At 69.7% G+C, this 17,255-nt stretch carries 16 protein-coding genes; 4 read left to right on the forward strand and 12 right to left on the reverse strand.

Features of this window, described 5'->3' with window-relative positions; genetic code table 11:
- Positions 1-27 precede the first annotated feature (27 nt).
- On the reverse strand, positions 28-1,023 hold the full coding sequence (locus tag OG817_RS29445) for a stage II sporulation protein M (RefSeq protein WP_406047809.1): 996 nt from the start codon (positions 1,021-1,023) through the stop codon (positions 28-30).
- 80 nt (positions 1,024-1,103) lie between these two features.
- Here OG817_RS29445 and OG817_RS29450 point away from each other — a divergent pair, with 80 nt between their 5' ends.
- Entirely contained in the window at positions 1,104-2,039 is a 936-nt protein-coding gene (locus tag OG817_RS29450; protein ID WP_406047810.1) for an RDD family protein, read from the forward strand.
- A 52-nt stretch (positions 2,040-2,091) separates the two neighbouring features.
- Here the strand turns inward: OG817_RS29450 and ahcY are convergent, their stop codons facing one another.
- Positions 2,092-3,528 carry an adenosylhomocysteinase gene (ahcY, locus tag OG817_RS29455; RefSeq protein ID WP_396391993.1) on the reverse strand — a complete coding sequence of 479 codons (1,437 nt, stop codon included), beginning with the start codon at positions 3,526-3,528 and terminating at the stop codon, positions 2,092-2,094.
- A 131-nt stretch (positions 3,529-3,659) separates the two neighbouring features.
- On the opposite strand from ahcY, the gene OG817_RS29460 reads away from it, so the two are divergent.
- Positions 3,660-4,019, forward strand: coding sequence for a MerR family transcriptional regulator (locus OG817_RS29460; RefSeq protein ID WP_131516767.1), 360 nt, complete (start codon positions 3,660-3,662; stop codon positions 4,017-4,019).
- Between the two features lie 123 nt (positions 4,020-4,142).
- A complete protein-coding gene (locus OG817_RS29465) occupies positions 4,143-5,084 on the forward strand; it encodes an acyl-CoA desaturase (protein WP_406047811.1) in 942 nt (313 codons plus the stop codon).
- Here OG817_RS29465 and OG817_RS29470 read toward each other — a convergent pair.
- The 8 genes from OG817_RS29470 to OG817_RS29505 all read right to left on the reverse strand — a co-directional run bounded on the left by OG817_RS29470 (position 5,081) and on the right by OG817_RS29505 (position 12,316).
- Entirely contained in the window at positions 5,081-6,040 is a 960-nt protein-coding gene (locus tag OG817_RS29470; protein WP_396391991.1) for a cation diffusion facilitator family transporter, read from the reverse strand. The two genes, OG817_RS29465 and OG817_RS29470, sit on opposite strands and share 4 nt — an antisense overlap.
- A 24-nt stretch (positions 6,041-6,064) precedes the next feature.
- Positions 6,065-7,237 carry a mannose-6-phosphate isomerase, class I gene (gene manA / locus OG817_RS29475; RefSeq protein WP_396391990.1) on the reverse strand — a complete coding sequence of 391 codons (1,173 nt, stop codon included), beginning with the start codon at positions 7,235-7,237 and terminating at the stop codon, positions 6,065-6,067.
- Positions 7,231-8,307, reverse strand: coding sequence for an SIS domain-containing protein (locus OG817_RS29480; RefSeq protein WP_396391989.1), 1,077 nt, complete (start codon positions 8,305-8,307; stop codon positions 7,231-7,233). Before OG817_RS29480 ends, manA begins: the two co-directional genes overlap by 7 nt.
- Entirely contained in the window at positions 8,307-8,510 is a 204-nt protein-coding gene (locus OG817_RS29485; RefSeq protein WP_131352674.1) for a Trm112 family protein, read from the reverse strand. Before OG817_RS29485 ends, OG817_RS29480 begins: the two co-directional genes overlap by 1 nt.
- Entirely contained in the window at positions 8,511-9,896 is a 1,386-nt protein-coding gene (locus tag OG817_RS29490) for a phosphomannomutase/phosphoglucomutase (protein WP_406047812.1), read from the reverse strand.
- A gap of 37 nt (positions 9,897-9,933) precedes the next feature.
- Positions 9,934-10,689 (reverse strand): ThuA domain-containing protein, encoded by a 756-nt coding sequence (locus OG817_RS29495; protein WP_406047813.1) that lies wholly within the window; start codon positions 10,687-10,689, stop codon positions 9,934-9,936.
- Positions 10,682-11,770: a Gfo/Idh/MocA family protein gene (locus OG817_RS29500; protein ID WP_396391986.1), complete on the reverse strand. Its 1,089-nt coding sequence runs from the start codon at positions 11,768-11,770 to the stop codon at positions 10,682-10,684. The genes OG817_RS29495 and OG817_RS29500 overlap by 8 nt, the downstream gene beginning before the upstream one ends.
- 99 nt (positions 11,771-11,869) lie before the next feature.
- Complete coding sequence (locus OG817_RS29505) at positions 11,870-12,316, reverse strand: metallopeptidase family protein (protein WP_396391985.1); 447 nt, start codon at positions 12,314-12,316, stop codon at positions 11,870-11,872.
- Positions 12,317-12,347: 31 nt separating this feature from the next.
- Between OG817_RS29505 and OG817_RS29510 the strand changes: the two genes are divergently transcribed.
- Positions 12,348-12,731, forward strand: coding sequence for a DUF3499 domain-containing protein (locus OG817_RS29510; protein WP_396391984.1), 384 nt, complete (start codon positions 12,348-12,350; stop codon positions 12,729-12,731).
- Here OG817_RS29510 and OG817_RS29515 read toward each other — a convergent pair whose 3' ends face one another.
- Both OG817_RS29515 and OG817_RS29520 read right to left on the reverse strand, forming a co-directional pair.
- Positions 12,732-14,207, reverse strand: a complete 1,476-nt coding sequence (locus OG817_RS29515; protein ID WP_406047814.1) for a DUF5719 family protein — start codon at positions 14,205-14,207, stop codon at positions 12,732-12,734.
- Positions 14,204-17,116, reverse strand: a complete 2,913-nt coding sequence (locus OG817_RS29520; RefSeq protein WP_406047815.1) for a glycosyltransferase — start codon at positions 17,114-17,116, stop codon at positions 14,204-14,206. Before OG817_RS29520 ends, OG817_RS29515 begins: the two co-directional genes overlap by 4 nt.
- Positions 17,117-17,255 lie beyond the last annotated feature (139 nt).

Consider the following 17,255-nt stretch of genomic DNA (forward strand, 5'->3'; position numbering starts at 1 on the left):
CCAATCCCGGTGCCCACGGGCAAACGGTCAGGCGGAGACGGGCGCGGTGGCTTCGCGGTCGGCTTCGTCGATGTCGCCGTGCTCGCCGGAGCGGGCGGCGCGGCGTCCGAGGGTCCAGACGTACACGAAGAAACCGAGCTCGGCCAGGATGCCGATCGTGATCCGGACCGGGCCTGGGAGGAACGGTGTGACGAACGCTTCGATCACACCGGTGACCAGGAGGATCGCGGCCAGGCCGATGGCCATCCCAACGGTCGCGCGGCCGGTCTGGGCGAGTGCCTGCATCCGGGTCCGCGCGCCGGGCACGATCCAGGACCAGCCGAGCCGGAGACCGGCCGCGGTGGCGACGAAGACCGTGGTCAGCTCGAGCAGGCCGTGCGGCGTGATCAGGCTGAAGAACAGGCCGCCCCGGTCGTGGCTGATCATCAGCCCGGCGCTGACGCCGAGGTTGAGCGCGTTGTCCCAGAGGATGAAGACGGACGGGATCAGGAAGATCCCGAGCGCGAGCACCGCGGCACTGATGGTCGCGTTGTTGATCCAGACCCGTAGCGCGAAGTCCCGGGCCGGGTTCTCCGAGTAGTACGACTCGAAGTCGTGGTCGACGAGTTGCTGGATCTGGTCCGGCGTACCGATGGAGTCGACCACCTCGGGGTGGGCGATGATCCGCCAGGCCGACCAGGCCACGACGACGTAGAAGATCAGGCCGATCGTGACCCACCAGCGTCTGGACGCGTACAGCGCGGCCGGGAAGCTGACCAGGAAGTACTTCGAGATGTCGCGCCAGACGGGTGCTTGCGCGCCAGTGACGGCACCACGGGCGTCTGCGATCAGGCCGGACAGCCGCCCGATGGAGACCGGGTCGGCGCCGGCGGCCCGGAGCGCGGCCAGGTGCGTGCCGACACGCTGGTACAGCGTGACCAGCTCCTCGGCCTCAGCACCGCTCAGACGCCGCTGACGACGGGTGAGATAGGCCAGCCGGTCCCACTGCGGCTGGTGCACCGAGACGAACGCCTCGACGTCCACAGCGCACCTCCTCCCCTGGCTGGCTCCTTGCGCTGGCAGACTAGCTCGACAGGGTGTCGGGACAGGGAGGGGGCGACGGAGTGTCTCAGCTGGTCACCGGGGAGGCGGTCGTCCTCCAGGTCCGGATCGCGCGGATGCCGACGCGGGCGCTGGCGTGTGCGATCGACGTGATCCTGCAGCTCATCGTGCTGAGCGTGCTGATCTCGCTGCTCACCGGCTTCCTGGTCGGTGGGGATGCGAGCGAGGCGCTCGCGGTGTCGCTGATCTTCATCGTCATCCTGCTGGTCGCGGTCGGCTACCGGGTGGTGATGGAGACGCTGACCCGCGGCCGCACCCTGGGCAAGATGGTGCTCGGGCTCAAGGTGGTCCGCGACGACGGCAGCTCGATCCGGTTCCGGCACGCGCTCGTGCGGACGCTGTTCTGGTTCTTCGTCGACTTCGCGCCGTGGTTCGCGGCCTGCCCGGGCATCGTGGCGAGCCTGATGAACAAGCAGGGCAAGCGGATCGGCGACATGGTCTCGGGCACCGTGGTGATCCGCGAACGGCACCAGCCGATGACGTCGCCGCCGCTGTTCGTGGCCGGCCATCTGGTGCAGTGGGCGCAGTCGCTGGAGCTGTCCCGGCTGTCCGACGAGCTCGCCAACACCGCCCGGGACTACCTCGGGCGCTTCACCGAACTCCAGCCGGACGCCCGGATCGCACTGGGTGATGCGCTGGCCTACCGCGTCAGCCAAGTCACCGCACCCGCTCCACCGGTGCCGCTCATCGCTCCGGCGTACCTGTCCGCCGTACTGGCCGAACGCCGCCGCCGGGAGCTGAACCGCCTGGCAACCGCCCGCCCCGCCCACACCGGTCCCTTCGCGCCTTACGCCCCACCCAGCCCGTACGGCGTCCTGCCCCCGCCGGCACCGGCTCCACCTGGCCCCTTCGCCGTACCCCGGCCGGTCCTGGACGTGCGTCCCGCCGCAGTCAACGCTCAAGGCTGGGCAGCGCCTGGCAGCAACGAGTGGTCCTAGCCAACAACGAAAAGGCGCCCCGCTGGCGGGGCGCCTTTCGTGGGGGTGGGGATCAGTAGCGGTAGTGCTCGGCCTTGTACGGGCCCTCGACCGGAACACCCAGGTAGCTGGCCTGCTCCTTGGAGAGCTCGGTCAGCTTGACGCCGAGGGCGTCGAGGTGGAGCCGGGCGACCATCTCGTCGAGGTGCTTGGGCAGCACGTACACCTCGGTCGGGTAGTCGGCCGTCTTCACGAACAGCTCGATCTGGGCCAGCACCTGGTTGGTGAACGAGTTCGACATCACGAACGACGGGTGGCCGGTCGCGTTGCCGAGGTTCAGCAGACGGCCCTCGGACAAGATGATGATCGTGTGTCCGTCGGCGAAGCGGAACTCGTCGACCTGCGGCTTGATGTTGACCCGCTCGATGCCCGGGACCTTGTACAGGCCGGCCATGTCGATCTCGTTGTCGAAGTGGCCGATGTTGCCGACGATCGCCTGGTGCTTCATCGCGGCCATCTGGTCGGCGGTGATGACGTCCTTGTTGCCGGTGGTGGTGACGAAGATGTCGGCGATCCCGACCACGTCGTCCAGGGTGGTCACCTGGTAGCCGTCCATCGCCGCCTGCAGCGCGCAGATCGGGTCGATCTCGGTGACGATCACCCGGGCGCCCTGGCCGCGCAGCGACTCCGCACAGCCCTTGCCGACGTCGCCGTACCCGCAGACGACCGCGACCTTGCCGCCGATCAGGACGTCGGTGGCGCGGTTGATGCCGTCGATCAGCGAGTGCCGGCAGCCGTACTTGTTGTCGAACTTCGACTTGGTCACCGAGTCGTTCACGTTGATCGCCGGGAACAGCAGCGCGCCGGCCTTGTGCATCTCGTACAGCCGGTGCACGCCGGTGGTGGTCTCCTCGGTGACACCCTTGATGCCCTGGCCGATGGTGGTCCACAGCTGCGGGTCCTCGGTCAGCGTGCGGGTCAGCACCGACAGCACGACGGCGTACTCCTCGGAGTCCGCGGTCGACGGGTCCGGTACGGCGCCGGCCTTCTCGAACTCGGTGCCCTTGTGGACGAGCATGGTGGCGTCGCCGCCGTCGTCCAGGATCATGTTCGGGCCTTCTTCACCGGGCCACTTCAGGGCCTGCTCGGTGCACCACCAGTACTCCTCCAGCGTCTCGCCCTTCCAGGCGAACACCGGGACACCGGCGGGGGCGTCGGCCGAGCCGTCCGGGCCGACGACGACCGCGGCGGCCGCGTGGTCCTGGGTGGAGAAGATGTTGCAGGAGACCCACCGCACCTCGGCTCCGAGCGCCGTCAGCGTCTCGATCAGCACCGCGGTCTGGATCGTCATGTGCAGCGAGCCCATGATCCGCGCGCCGGACAGCGGCTTGCTCTCGCCGTACTGCGCGCGCATCGCCATCAGGCCGGGCATCTCGTGCTCGGCCAGCCGGATCTCCTTGCGGCCGAACTCGGCCAGACCGAGGTCCGCCACCTTGTAATCGAACGTCATACCGTTCCCGCTCCCCTGCAGACTGTTGATTGCTTCCTACGTGTTCCTGCGTGCCAGAGCCTAGAGGTCCGAACCCTACCGATTGATCGCCTATGGCGCGTTTCTAACACCGAAATGTCAAGATTGTCCCCATGCGCATCACCGAGGCCGCCAAGCGACTGGGCACGACCCCCCGGATGCTCCGGTACCGGGAGGCCCTCGGCCTGCTTCCCCGCTCACGCTCCGGGCAGACCGCACAACGCCAGTACGACGACCGCGACCTCGCCGCCGTCCAGCTCGCCCTGGACCTGGAACGCCGGTACGACGTGACGCCGGCGGCGCTGGCGTTCGCCCTCAGGGCCCTGGCCGAACCGTCCGTCGCGGCCGACATCCGCAACCTCGGCTACCGCACCGGACGGCTCACCACACCGCCGACCCAGTCCCAGATCGACCGCGACCGCGCGCTGCGCTGGCTCGGCCGCTCCGGCGTCCTCCCGCCCAAGCCCCGGTAGTGGTTCCGCGGGCGTGAATCATGGGTATGGTCCGAAGCAGCACGCTCCGCCGAAACCCGGAGCGACGTCCTTCGTTGCCCCAGTCCCCGGCACACTCCAACGACGTACATCCGGGGTGTCCAGATGACTTCAGCAGCAGGGTCCGATCAGTCGTCTCCCGAAGAGTTCCAGGCCGTCGGCGGAAAGCTCGAGCGCGGGCTCATCTGGGTGTTCATCGTGGTGCCCACGCTCGCCCTGGTGCCAGGGGCCTTCTTCGCCTGGGGCGGCTGGATCGGCTGGCACGACATCGTCCTTCTCGTCGGGTTCTACGCGATCACCACGACCGGGATCGGCGCGGGCTACCACCGGGGATTCACCCACGGTTCCTTCAAGAGCAGGCGCGGCCTCAAGATCGGGCTGGCGATCGCCGGCAGCCTTGCGCTCGAAGGACCGGTCGTGCGCTGGGTGGCCGACCACCGCAAACATCACAAGTTCTCCGATCGCGACGGAGATCCACACTCACCGTGGCGCTACGGCACCAGCCCGTGGGCGGTGACCAAGGGATTCGTCTTCGCCCACGCCGGGTGGGTGCTGTGGGGTGAGGATCGCGCCGACCCTGCGCAGTACGCGCCGGACCTCCTGAACGACCGCGACCTGACGTCGATCTCGCGGCACTTTCGGGGACTGGCGGCGATCTCCCTGCTGGCGCCTGCGCTGATCGGCGGGCTGTGGGACCGGTCTTGGCAGGGCGCCGCCACCGGATTCTTCTGGGGCTCCCTGGTCCGCGTCGCCCTGATGCACCACGTCACGTTCTCGATCAACTCGATCTGTCACGTCACCGGCAGGAAGCCCTTCACCGCCCGGGACCGGTCGGGCAACGTCTGGTGGCTGGCCGTCCTGAGCCAGGGCGAGTCCTGGCACAACCTGCACCACGCCGACCCCACGTGCGCACGCCACGGTGTGCTCAAGGGGCAGGTCGACATCAATGCCTGGCTGATCAGGCGCTTCGAGCAGTTCGGCTGGGCGTACGACGTCAGATGGCCGGACCTGCAGCGCCTGGAGCGGAAGCGTTCGGCCGTGACCTAGTGCGACGGCGCCTCGGGGACGGCGGGGCGCTCGTCGGGGACGTGGTTCTCCTCGTAGACATCGGGCTCGAGGTAGATGTGGACGGCCATCGGCTCGGCCGCGCGGATGGCGCGCTCGGCGGCGTCGATGGTCTCGGCCACGACCGCGGCGTCGGCGGTCGGCTCGACGCCGAGCTTGGCGGCGACCAGGACCTCCTCCGGGCCGAGGTGCAGGGTCTTGATGTGGATCAGCCGCTGCACGCCGGACGTGTTCTCGATCGCGTCGACGATCTTCTGCTGTGCCTCGCGGGTCGCGGACTCGCCGAGCAGCAGCGACTTCATCTCGATCGCCAGGAAGATCGCGACACAGACCAGCAGCGCGCCGATCGCCATCGAGCCCAGGCCGTCGAACACACCGTTGCCGGTGGCAAGCGTCAGGGTGACGCCGATCAGCGCCAGCACCAGACCGGTCAGAGCGGCGAAGTCCTCCAGCAGAATCACCGGCAGCTCGGGCGCCCGGGCGTTGCGGACAAACCTGGTCCAGGACACGTGCCCACGCAGTTTGTTCGCCTCGACGATCGCGGTCCGGAACGACAGCGATTCCATCACGATCGCGACCAGCAGCACCGCGACCGGCACCCACTTCCAGTTCTCGATCGGGTGCGGATCGTGCACCTTGTGCCAGCCCTCGTACAACGCGAACAGGCCGCCGACGCTGAACAGCACGATCGCGACGATGAACGAGTAGACGTAGCGCTCGCGGCCGAACCCGAACTGGTGCAGGTCGTCGGCCTCCCGCTTGGCCCGGTTGGCGCCGACAAGCAGCAGCACCTGGTTGCCGGCGTCGGCGAGCGAGTGGATCGCCTCGGCCAGCATCGAAGCCGACTGGGTCAGTGCCCAGGCGGCGAACTTGGTGACCGCAATCCCGGTGTTCGCCAGCAATGCCGCCACCACGGCCTTGTTACCGCCACCAGCCATGTTCTCCAGGTCCTCCGTACGGTTTCAGCGCGCGGACACGACGAACGCCGTGCCGGAACCACGCAAGATACAGGGTCCTTCGGGTCCCGAGGCGAACGCGGACTGACCGGCGGACAACGTCACATCCGACTCGGTGCCTCCGGCCCCTACTTCGACCGATCCCGCCACACAGCACACGATCCGCGGACCGACACCGGCCACCGTCCGTTCGCTGTCGTCGAGGTCGACCCTGTGGATGGCGAAGTACTCGGCACCGGTCTCGTACGTCGCCACGCCGTCAACCACCGGAGGCGCGGTGAGCACCGGATCGGTCAGCGGCTCGAAGTCCACCACTGACACCAGTTCCGGTACGTCGATGTGCTTGCTGGTCAGGCCCCCGCGCAACACGTTGTCGGAGTTGGCCATCACCTCGAACCCGAATCCGGACAGGTACGCGTGCACGTTCCCGGCCGGCAGGTACACGGCCTCGAACCGCTCCAGCCGCACCCGGTTGAGCAACAGCGCCGCGAGTACGCCGGGATCGTCCGGGAAGTCCGCACAGAGCTTGGCCAGCGTCTCGCGCTCGACGGCGAACGCGTCCCCGGCGTACTGCGCACAGGCCTCACCGAGAGCCGAGACCAGCGGACGGATCGTGTCCCGGTCGCTGCCCATGAACTGGGTGAAGGCGTCCTGGAGCTTGCCGTTGCGCAGCAGGCTGGTGAGTTCCTCGAACCCCACCGGCGCCAGCGCCTCCAGTAGCGCGACCGTGCCTCCCAGCGGCCGGAACCCGACCAGCGCCTCGAACGGCCCGAGCGCGATCAGGATCTCCGGCTTGGGCCACGCGTCCTTGTAGTTCCGGTCGGCCGCGTCCCGCGGGATCCCGGCGGCCTCGTCCCGCGCGTATCCGTCGATCGCCTGCTCCCTCGACGGGTGCGCCTGGATCGACAGCGGCTGCGCGGCGGCCAGCAGCTTGGCGAGGAACGGGAACCGCCCCTCGAACCGCTCCGCCGTCTCCTGCCCCAGTACGTCGGCCGGCCCGGCGGACACCACGTCGTACAGGGAATCGCCCCATGGCAGGACGGACGACGCGGACTCGTGGGCGCCCATCCACAGCTCGGCCTGCGGGCGACCGTCCGGCTCCGCGCCCATCAGCTCGGGGAGCGCTGTCCGCGAACCCCAGGCGTAGTCCCGGATGGTGTTCAGCAACGGCACTACCACGCTGGATCCTCCGCTGGATTCCCCGGCTCGTCCGGGGTGGCGTCGATCGGAGTGCCGTAGCGACCCAGGCCGATACCCAGGTACGCCGCGGCGTAGCGGCCGTGCTGCGACAGGGCGGCGTACCGGGCGATGTCCGTGCCCTCGGCCTGCGTGACCACGTTGACCCGCACGTCGTGACGCGCTGCCTTGTCCTCCAGCTTGTGCCGGTGCTCGGTGACCCCGGGGTCGTCCGTGCCGTCATCCAGGATGACCAGGGCGGGTCGCAGCTCCTCCGGCTTGTCGAACGGGTCGGCGAACAGGTCCCGCGGCGGCTGGTTCAGCACCGGCAGCAGGTGGCCGGCGTCAGCGGCCAGGGCGGGCCGGCCACTCGCCAACCGGATCGCCTCCACCACCCGGCGTGCGGCTCGCGCGGCGAGGACGGATCCTCCCCACACCAGCGGCAGCGCGTCGGCCAGGATCAGCGCGAGGTCCTTGGCCGGGTTCGAGGCGACGTCGGTGTTGGGCGAGCACTCGATCGCGACGTCGTCCAGGATCGACGCGACCGACTTGGCGTCCACCACCGGGCCGAGCTCCATCTGGTGCAGCCCCTGCAGTACGGCGACCGCCGAGGCCAACTGGTCGTCGGACTGCGACGGGAGCCGGATGGCGTGCCGTGACCCCGCGGACGCGCGCGCGACCGGGGAGTCCGGCGGGCAGGCGACCATCAGGCCGGTGCCACGCCGTTCCGCCTCGGACGCGGCCGACTCCGCGTCGGAATCGGGGCCGACTCCACCGAGGACGACCACCAGGTCGAGTGGACCCGCCCAGCCGGGCAGTCCCGGACCGGGCCAGGCCACGAACGGCACCGGGCAGACCGGCTCCAGCACGGCACGGACCAGGCGGGCGTCGCGGCCCGCGGCCAGCACCGCACGCGGCCGGAACCCGTCGGTGTCGACCTTGGACAGGGCCTCCTCGGCCGCTTCCAGCTCGGCCCGGACGCGCGCACCGGCCATCGCGAGGCGCCGCAGCAGGTGATCGGTCGCCTCGAGTGCGGCCGGGTCGTCCAGCCGCGAGTCGTCGAAGGAGCTCATCAGCTGTCCGCGGATTCGGTGTCTCTCGTGTCCCGGGCCTCGTCGATCAGCAGCACCGGGATGTCGTCACGGACCGGGTAGGCCAGGGCGCAGGCGGCGTTCGTACAGACCAGTTCGTTCGCCTCGTCGTCCACGCGGAACTCCGAGCGGCACTTCGGGCAGACCAGGATGCTCAGCAGGTCCGGGTCCAGGTTGACAGCCATTCAGTTCTCCTCCACCGATGCACCGGTGATCAGGGCCAGTACTTCGTCACGGACGCGTTCCATCGTGGACCGGTCCGCGGCCTCGACGTTCAGCCGTAGCAGCGGTTCCGTGTTCGACGCACGGACGTTGAACCACCACTGTGGCGCCGACACGGTCAGACCGTCCAGATGGTCAACGGTAATGCCGGGCTTGTCGCCGTAGGTGTCCTCGATCGCCGCGACCGTGGCCGCGGCGTCGTCGACCTTGTTGTTGAGCTCGCCGGACGCGACGTACCGCTCGTACTCGGCGAACAGCTCACTGGCCGGCTTGTCCTGCTCACCGAGCGCGGCCAGCACGTGCAGCGCGGCCAGCATGCCGGTGTCGGCCCGCCAGAAGTCCCGGAAGTAGTAGTGCGCCGAGTGCTCGCCGCCGAACACCGCGTCGGTCTCGGCCATCTTCTGCTTGATGTAGGAGTGCCCGACCCGGGACCGGACCGGCGTCCCACCGTGCTCGGTGATCAGCTCGGGCACGGCCCTGGAGGTGATCAGGTTGTGGATGACCGCCGACCCAGGGTGCTTGGCCAGCTCCCGGACCGCGACCGCACCGGTGACCGCACTCGGCGAGATCGGGTCGCCCTTCTCGTCCACCACGAAGCAGCGGTCCGCGTCGCCGTCGAAGGCCAGGCCGAGGTCGGCGCCGGCCTCGCGGACCTTGGCCTGCAGGTCGACCAGGTTCTTCGGGTCCAGCGGGTTGGCCTCGTGGTTCGGGAAGTTGCCGTCCAGCTCGAAGTACAGCGGGATGATCCGCACCGGGCCGGAGGCGAACACGGCGGGAACGGTGTAGCCGCCCATCCCGTTGCCGGCGTCGACGACGACCGTGAGCGGACGGATGCCGCTCAGGTCGACCAGGTCGTTGAGGTGGTCGGCGTACGCGGTCAGCAGGTTCTTGCGGGCCACCTTGCCCGGTACGGCGACCGGCGCCGGGCCGTCGGTGACGGTCTTGGCGACCAGGTCCGCGATGTCGCGCAGACCGGACTCCGAGCCGACCGGGGACGCGCCGGCGCGGCACATCTTGATGCCGTTGTAGCGGGCCGGGTTGTGGCTGGCGGTGAACATCGCACCGGGCAGCTGGAGCCGGCCGGACGCGAAGTACAGCTGATCGGTGGAGGCCAGGCCGATGTCGACCACGTCCGCGCCGGTGCTCGTCACACCCTCGGCGAACGCGGCCGCCAGCGCCGGGCTGGACGGCCGCATGTCGTAGCCGACCACAACCGCCCCCGGAGACGCGAGGACGTCCAGGACCTCGACGAACGCCGCCCCGGTCGCCCGGGCCACCGACTCGTCCAGCTGGTCCGGGACGACCCCTCGTACGTCGTACGCCTTGAAGATCGCCGCAACGTCAACCATGCGTGGACCCTATCCGGCCCACCGGCAAAGTCGTATTTCAGGCCGGATCTGAGGCCTTGTCGAACCAGCCGATGTCCTTGCGGTGGTGGACCTCGGGGAGCTGGCGCGGGCTGGTCGGGGCGGCCCACTTGGCCGCGTTGGCGATGATCTGCTGCACCTCGGGCTGGTGGTACGTCGGGTACTCCTGGTCGCCCGGGCGGAAGTAGAACACCCGGCCCTGGCCGCGGCGGTAGCAGCAGCCGGAGCGGAACACCTCGCCGCCGGTGAACGAGCTGACGAACACCAGCTCGTCCGGCTGCGGGATGTCGAACAGCTCGCCGTACATCTCCTCGCGCTCGATCACCAGCGGATGCGGGATGCCCTGCGCGATCGGGTGGCCGGCCGCGACCGTCCAGATCAGCTCGCGGTCGTTCTCGGCCCGCCAGTCCAGCGAGCAGGTGGTGCCCATCAGCTTGATGAAGATCTTGCTGAAGTGCGCCGAGTGCAGCGCGATCAGGCCCATCCCGGACAGCACGTGCTTCTGCACCCGCTCGACGATCGCGTCGTCGACGTCGCCATGAGCCGCGTGACCCCACCAGGTGAGCACGTCGGTCTCGGCGAGCACCTCCTCGGTCAGGCCGTGCTCTGGCTGCTGCAGCCACGCGGTCCGGACCACCACGTCCTGGCCCAGCTTGGCCCGCAGCGCGGCCGCGATCGTCTCGTGCATCGTGTCCGGGTAGACCTTCTGCACCGAGGCGTCGCGCTGGTCGTGCACGTTCTCGCCCCAGACGGTGACGCGAATCGGATCAGTCATGGAGAACAACCTCTCGTCCCGCCTTCGCCGAGGCGTAGCAGGCGTCGATGACCTCGGTCCTCAGCAGCGCCTCGGACCCGTTCTGACCTTCCCAGTCGCCACTGCGGACGATCCGGACGAACTCCCGCACCACTCCGCGGTGGCCGAGTCCCGCACCGGTCGCGGGCTTCACCTCAGCCGGGATGCCGGCCACGTCGGTGAAGATCCGCAGCGTGTCCTCGGTGGTGTAGTTCTGCACCTCGATCTTGGCGCCGCCCTCGGTGCCGAACAGCTCGATGCCGAAGTTGTCGCCCGGCGCCCGGTAGGTGGCCCAGCTAGTCTCCAGCTGCAGCGCGCCGCCGCCCTCGAGCCGCAGGTACGCCGTGGCCAGGTCCTCGACCTCGAACTTCGAACCGAGCGTGTCGACCGTCGGCCGGATCGCGCTGCTGACGCTGCCACGACCGCGCGGACCGAGCTCGGCGAACGTGTTCGCCGAGACCGTGGTCACCGACGGCTCGCCCAGCAGGTGCAGCGCGAGGTCGAGGATGTGGACGCCGAGGTCGATCAGCGGGCCGCCGCCGGACAACTCGCGGTTGGTGAACCAGCCGCCCATGCCGGGGATGCCGTTGCGGCGCATCCAGTGCGCCTTCGCGTAGTAGATCCGGCCCAGCTGCCCCTCGTCGATCTGGTGCTTCAGCGCCGCGACGTCACCGCGCTCACGGTGGTTGAAGACGACCTTCAGCACCCGGCCGGCCTGCTTGGAGGCCTCGACCATCGCGGCGCCCTCGGCGACCGTCCGGGCCAGCGGTTTCTCGGACAGCACGTGCAGACCCTTCGCCAGCGCCTTCAGCGCGATCGGGGCGTGCAGCTGCGTCGGCGTACCGATACTGACCGCTTCGAGACCCTCGGTCTCGAGCAGGTCTTCCCAGTTCTCGTAGAGGTGCGGTACGCCGTGCTTCTCGCCGAGGCTCGTCAGGAGGTCCTTCTCCAGCCCGGCCAGCGCCACCACCTCGACGTCCGGCAGTTCCGAGAACGCCTCGAGCGCCGTACGCCCGGCGAAGCCCAGCCCGACAACCCCGACCCGCAGTTTTTGATCGTTCACACCTACGATCCTCTCGCACTGACAACGACGGACACAAACCGCTTCCCACAGTACGAAACATGTTCGAACACCGGCGGACCGCCGGGCCTGTCGCGCGAGTCAGTCGTCGTCGGGGTCGAAGTCGGGGTCGATCTGCTCCGGGGACAGGGCCAGGACGTCGGCCAGTTCGAGCACCAGCGCGGACCGGACCAGCCAGGCCAGGCCGGTCGCGGAGCGCTCGGCCCGCAGCTCGATCGGGCGGCGGAACACCACGATCCGGTACGGCTCGTGCGACGTCCCCCCGGTGGAGTGGGTGAGCGGGATCTCGCGCGCGTCCAGGTCCAGGTTCGGCACGTCCTCGATGGCGAACTCGACCCGGGCGACGACCTGCGGCAGCCGCTTCTCCAGCCGGGTCACCTCGATCGCGACCACCTCGTCGAACTGCGCGGCGCCGGAGCGCTGCAACGGCAGACCGCGTGGCGCGAACCGGCTCGGCCGGCTGATCGGGCCGAGCATGCCGCGGCCATGGCGGTCGATGTGCCTGCGATGACGGCGAGCCTCGGTCACGCGTTCAGCCTAGTGGGCGTAATGTCTGGTCGTGAGCATCGCCAGGATCTGTTCGCGCGCCGCCTGTCATCAGCCGGCCGTGTCGACGCTCACCTATGTGTACGCCGACTCCACCTGTGTGCTCGGCCCGTTGGCGACGTACGCCGAACCGCATTGCTACGACCTGTGTGCCGCCCACGCCGACCGGCTGACGGCTCCGAACGGCTGGGAGGTCATCCGGCTCGCTCCGGACCCGGCCGCGGCGGGACCGTCGTCGGACGACCTGGAGGCGCTGGCCAACGCGGTCCGCGAGGCCGCCAGGCCGCTACCGCCCCGGGAGCCAGGTGCCGGTACGACCGGCGCACCCGTGGAGGTCGCCCGTCGCCGACACCTGCGGATGCTGCAGGACCCGGGCGCCAACACCTCCGAGGGCTGACTACCTCAGCGCAGCCCGCGCATCCGGCTCGGCGCCGAGTTGGGCCCGGAACACCAGCGACGTCGTCAGCGGCCAGGCCGCCACCTCTGCGATGTCGTCGTCGTCCGGCTTCGCGGCCGGCATCAGCGTCACCCCGGCCACGATCTCCCCGCGGGCCTGCTCCACCATCAGGTACGTCGGCCGCGGCTGGGCCTTGAACGAGATCTGGCTGGTGGCGCCACCGAGGACGTCGAGCGTCCGCGTGCTCAGCACTCGGCCGGCAGCGTCCCGTAGCTCGAACTTAACGCTCGCGGGCTTACCCGGCGCCGTCACCTGCAGCACTGCGGCCTGCCGGTGCGCGGGCAGCACCAGGTACGCCGGTCCGGTCAGCGGCTCGGCCGACCCGAGCGACGCGAAGTCGCTCCCACTCCCGTCCACCATCCGCATCGCGGCGGTCACCGGCTCGTCCGACGCCAGCGTGATCGCACTGGGATCACCATGCAGCACCGGGTCCAGCTTGATCGTCTTCACCGCCCCGGCCGGGACCTGCACGGTCTCCAGTCCGGCCGGCTTGAACGGACCGTTCGGCCCGTTCACGGTCAGGCTGACCGTCGCCTGCAGGTCGGTCGGGTTAGCGATCGAGAGCATCCGCAGTCCGGCGCCGGGGGCGGCAGCCGGGACGTACACCTTCGTCGCCGGCGGGGCGGACTGGCTCAGCCAGTCCACACCACCGGGCTCGCCGTTCGTCTTGGTCGCATTGCTCCGCAGCGACGCCGCCACCCGGCCACCCGTCGACTGGACGTGCAGCGCGACGTCCTTCGCTTTGGGCGCGATCTGCCGGAGGTACAGCGGGATCGTCCCGCGCGCCGGCACGACCAGACCGCGGGCGTTCGGGAGGTCCAGCTGGCCATTGCTCGAGTAGACGGTGACGTTGACCTCGGCGTTGATGCTGTCCAGGTTCGTCAGCACCAGTGTGTCGCGCCGGTCCGTGCTCGCCCCGGCGAACCAGAAGTCGGAGCCGGGCACCTGGCACGGCGTACTCGCCATGCCCAGGTTCACACCTTCGGCGGAGACCGTCGTACTGGTACCGACCGTGCCCGCGGCGAGCGGACCGGTGCCCTGGATCGACAACTCGGCCGGTTTGGTGACCGCACCGGTCGAACCGACCTTGCCACGGACCAGCACCGACCCGACCGGATTCGCGGTGCTCGGCAGCGGCGTGATCTGCAGCGGCACCTCCTTGCCCGCCGCGACAGGCGTGCCCTCCGGGAGGGTCGGCGACACCGCACTCACGATGCTGGACGTCTTCCCGCCGGGGGCCAGCGCCGGGCAGGACAGCGCCGTACGGTTCACCACCGAACGCGCGGGTTCGGTGACGCCCTCGGCCCGGGCCGTCGGCTCCTTCGCGTGGGTGGCCACACCGAGGCCGCCGATGGCAGCCATCGCCAGCACACAAGCTCCGACCCGGACGCGCACGTCCGACAGCAACCGGCTCACCGGTCCCTCCTCGCGTGGGTCCCGTGCGGGACCGCGACAGTACGCCGTACGGTCGGCAGGCAGAAGATCAGCGCGATGATCCAGGCGATGATGCCGAGAATCCGCCACAGCGTGTGGGTCTGGTCGTGCAGCGGCGTCTCGCCCTTGATCTTCGACCGGTCCACCAGCCAGGACGCGTCGCCGTCGGCCGCACTGGCCCGGGTCAGACCGGGCAGGGAGTCCAGCGTCGACTGCAGGTTCTGGTCGACCGGAGCGGGCAGGTAGACGTAGTCGATCGCCAGTCCGGCCAGCTGCCGTCCCTCTTCACCGCTACCGCCACCACCGAGCGTCGACAGTACGTCGGTGATCGGCTTGGACTGCTGCGCCGTCGGCGCCGCCTCCAGCGCGCCCATCCGCGGGCCACCGTCCTTCACCAGCGAGTACCGCATCGCGTTGCCAGGGCTCTTGCGCACAACCAGGATCGACGCGTTCTGTGGCGGCGCCTGCGACGTCGCCAGGTACGCCGGCAGGTCCTGCGCCGGGCCACGCCACAACGGGCCATCGGCGCCACGCACCAGCCAGAACCCGGCCGTCACGATCGTCGTCACCAGCACGATCCCGAGCACACCCTGCACGATGACGTCGGTGGACTTGCCGACCGAGTCCCAGGCGACCGCCACCGCGATGATCCAGCCCGCGGTCATCAGGAACATCAGCGGTCCACTGCCACCACCCAGCCGGCTCGCGATCAGCGTCCCGGCCAGACCGGCCAGCGCGGCGAACCACCCGAGCAACTCGTACCGCTGCCGCGACTGCCGCAGCAGAGCGACCAACGCCACCAGGATCAGCGGTACGGCGAACCACCACGGCGCCGGCGCACCGATCGGCGTACCAGTCAGCAAGTGCGCCAGGCTGTCGCCCGGGCCGATGGAGGCGGTCGGCGGACCACCGGCCTCCTGACCCAGCCGCGCCGGATGCAGCACCAACTGGATCGTCCACGGCAACACCAGCAGCAGACCCAGTACGACGGAGAAGACAAGCTGGCGACCCTGCCGTCGCCAACCGAGTCGGAGCACGCCGCCGAACACCAGAGTGATGCCGACGAGCAGACCCAACGCCGGTGTGAACGCGAACAGCACGGCCTGGCAGATCCCCGCGAACCACGCGGCCCGCCAGCTGCCTTGGACGACCACTCGACGCCGCCGAGCGATGGTGTGGACGGCGGCGCCCAGCAGCGGCAGCACAATCGCGGCCACGCAGGTCCCGATCCGGCCTTGGGAGACAGCGCCATTGGTGAAGACAGCCAGTCCGTACGCCGACGCGCCCCAAGCTCGCGCTACCCGGTCGACGACGAACGATCGCAACATCACCCACGCGGCCAGACCGGCCAGCGGGACCGCACCGAGGAGCAGGATGTTCGCCGCACCGGTCGGACCGAACATCACGGTGGAGAAGGCCCAGAACTGCGCCAGCCAAGCAGGAGGCGTGACACCCGGCGGCGCGGCAGAGGCCGCATGCCAGAGCGAGGCAAGGCTTTCGTGCGCAGGCAGCAACACGTTGGAGCGCAGGACACCGCCACCGATCAGACTGCGGGCAGCGATGAACGCACCGAGCGCGAGGACGACCCACGCGACCAGGAACGGCCGGCGGATCAGCTGACGGCGCCAACGCGGCTTGTCGGCGGCCACGCGGGCGGTCGACTTCGCCCGCCTCGCACTGGTGACGACCTGCTCTTCCGGCTCGTCTGCCCAGGCCTCGCGGATCCGCTCGGAGATCGTGCCGGTCGTCTCCTCCAGGTTGTGCCGCAAGGCGTGCACGGACCGGGAGAACAGACCTTTGATGTCGTCGTACGGGACGCGATCGAGGCTGCGGCGATTCTTGCGGGCCTGCGTCCAGCCGCCGGCCAGCAGTGTGCCGAGCAGTGCGGTCCACTCATCGACCGCACCGGACGGCGTCTTGCCGATGACGAACCAGATCGAGCGAAGGATCGTCCCGAAGAGGAAGCGCAGGATCAGTAACGGTAGTAGCTTGCCGGGCGCGTTGGCCAGGACGGTGTAGTAGGCGTGTGCACGGTCGAGTTGGTAGGCGTGCCGTCGGGTGCCGGCCAGCGCACGCTCGCCGGTCGCGGCGGCCTGTGCGTGGTAGATGACCGCGTCGGGTGCGACGCCGACCTGGAAGCCGGCCCGGCTGGCCCGCCAGCCGAAGTCGATGTCGTCGCGGAACATCGGCAGCCGCGGATCGAAGCCGTGCAAGGCTTCCCAGACATCGCGGCGGACCAGCATGCCGGCCGAGCTGACCGCGAGGACGTTGCGCGGCTGGTCGTGCTGACCCTGGTCGAGCTCACCGGTCTCGATGCCGGTGTCGCGGCGGCCGCCGAGCGACGTGGTGACGCCGACCTCGAGGAGTTCGCGGTCCCGCGGCCAGAGCCGCAGCTTCGGGCCCCAGACACCGACACCCGGTGTAATAGTGGCCTGGAGCAACAATTGCTCGAGCGCCTTCGGGGCCGGTGCGCAGTCGTCGTGCAACAGCCACAGCCACTCGACCACCGGCATGTGGCCGTCGTCGCCGTACGGGCCGACCGCGGACGGTATCGGTGCGAAACCGACCGCCTCCAGGCCACGGGCGACCGCCACGCCGAAACCTGTCCGCGCGGACACGCTGACGACCGGCTCGACACCGGGCATCGCGGCCAGCAGTTCGGCCGTCTCGTCGGTGGAGCCGGTGTCGACCGCGATCAGCCGGTCCGGGCGCGGGTTCAGCGCCCAGAGCGCCTCGGACAACCGGGGCAGCCAAGCGGCGCCCTCGTGCCCGACCACGACCGCGGTGACGACGTGCCGGACTCGCGGCCGACCCATCGGGTCGTCGATGTGGTCGGTCGGGAAATCGACGGAGTCGAAGAATTCCCAGCCGGCCGGAGCTTCTTGTTCCATGCGGAGCTGTGACCTCGATGGTTGCGGAATACCTCACCACGACCGGAGTCCTGGCGAGGACTCACCATACAGCCGTCGGCCCAGCCCCCGGACAGCCGCGGGCCCCGGCGACTGTACGTCGGCGGGGCCACGCGGAAAG

Origin of the sequence: Kribbella sp. NBC_00889, assembly GCF_045207705.1 — a bacterium.
GTDB lineage: Bacteria > Actinomycetota > Actinomycetes > Propionibacteriales > Kribbellaceae > Kribbella.